1 pseudogene is annotated in these 545 nt (G+C 65.3%); it reads left to right on the top strand.

The annotated features are described in order from the left end of the window. Window positions 1–545 (top strand): annotated as a pseudogene (locus tag EOA60_RS36555) (DNA mismatch repair protein MutS); the annotation flags it as partial.

Here is a 545-nt window from a genome sequence, read left to right as displayed (position 1 = left end):
TGGTCGAACAGGCGCTCAGGCGATCAGGCGAAGGTCCGTTCGTCGCCAATGACTGCGACCTCTCGCCTGAAAACGGGGCAAAGGCCGGCGCCATCTGGCTGCTCACCGGCCCGAACATGGGCGGCAAGTCGACCTTCCTGAGGCAGAACGCGCTGATCGCCATCCTTGCCCAGACCGGCTCCTTCGTGCCGGCCGAAAGCGCCCATATCGGTGTCGTCGACCGGCTGTTCTCGCGCGTCGGCGCCTCGGACGATCTCGCGCGCGGCCGCTCGACCTTCATGGTCGAGATGGTCGAGACCGCGGCGATCCTGAACCAGGCGGGGGAGCGGGCACTGGTCATCCTTGACGAGATCGGCCGCGGCACCGCGACCTTCGACGGTCTGTCGATCGCCTGGGCGGCGGTCGAATATCTGCATGAGAAGAACCGTTGTCGTGCGATCTTCGCCACGCATTTCCACGAGATGACGGCGCTGGCCGGCAAGCTTTCGCGGCTCTCCAACGTCACCATGCGGGTCAAGGAATGGGAAGGCGACGTCGTCTTCCTG

The sequence above is a fragment of the Mesorhizobium sp. M1A.F.Ca.IN.020.06.1.1 genome, from assembly GCF_004023265.1.
Lineage (GTDB): Bacteria > Pseudomonadota > Alphaproteobacteria > Rhizobiales > Rhizobiaceae > Mesorhizobium.
The sequence above is the reverse complement of the archived record's forward strand: the minus strand, read 5'-3'. Positions and strand labels throughout refer to the sequence as shown.